This window comes from Fulvivirga lutimaris, assembly GCF_009711525.1.
GTDB classification, from domain to species: domain Bacteria; phylum Bacteroidota; class Bacteroidia; order Cytophagales; family Cyclobacteriaceae; genus Fulvivirga; species Fulvivirga lutimaris.
This window is the reverse complement of sequence record NZ_SMLV01000401.1, coordinates 28,271-29,197: the sequence shown is the minus strand read 5'-3', so window position 1 is coordinate 29,197 and position 927 is coordinate 28,271. Positions and strand designations below refer to the sequence as shown.

General features: G+C 42.1%; 1 protein-coding gene. It reads right to left on the bottom strand.

Annotated elements, in window-relative coordinates; genetic code table 11:
- Positions 1-200 precede the first annotated feature (200 nt).
- The coding region (locus E1140_RS13930) for a glycoside hydrolase family 97 C-terminal domain-containing protein (protein WP_185153595.1) at positions 201-927 on the bottom strand (727 nt) is incomplete at its 5' end.

Sequence of the window (927 nt, the reverse complement as noted above, 5' to 3'; positions counted from 1 at the left end):
TCATGATACGGTATAGTTTGCTTATTTTTTAAATGTTATTTCCTCTGAGCAGGCTCTGTAAGTCATCAGTACTCAGGGTTCTCCCAATCCTTTGCGATGTAAAAAGGCCTTCTTGGTGCAGTTTTTCGCAAGTGAACATGAGCGAAGCGGCCAAGAGCATGATTAGACTCCCTGGTTTCATTGGGTTTAGATCTTTGGTGTTATTCTTTTTTAATAATAGCAGCCCAACCTCCACCGGAGGATAATTCTGCTTTGACCGTAGCGTCTTTCTGGACAGTTATTGTTTCTTTTTTGTAGTCTTCGGCAAACATTTCTGCATTTATACCATCTTTAAATACCTCCATGGTAAATTCTCCTTCACCTAAAAAAGAGAGGTCAAGTTCCAAGACTCTGCCATCCCAGTCTGTCATAGCGCCAATATACCATTTCTCACCTTTTCTTCTTGCCACGGCTATATAGTTGCCAACAGATCCTTCTAAGACAACGGTCTCATCCCATGTTGTGGGTATTTGAGTTATAAAGTCAACGGTTTCTTGTTCTTGATAATATCTGGATGGTGATTCACACATCATCTGAAGAGGAGCCTCATAAACTACGTACATGGCCACCTGATGTGCACGAGTTCCAAGACTCATTGGGCGTTCGAAGCTACCGAAAAAGTTTTTTGGCATTTTGTTAACCATGGCACCGGGGGTGTAGTCCATTGGTCCCGCTGCCATTCGTATAAATGGGATAGTTACATTATGCTCTGGTGTAATGTCAGCACTCCCCTTGTTATTCTCGCTTCCTTTTACCCCTTCATAATTAAGCACGTTAGGATATATCCTTCTCAACCCTGAAGGTTTAAATGAACCATGAAAATCGACTAACAATTCAAGTCGGGCACATTCTTTGGCAATCTGCTCGTAGGAGCTAACCATGTATTGG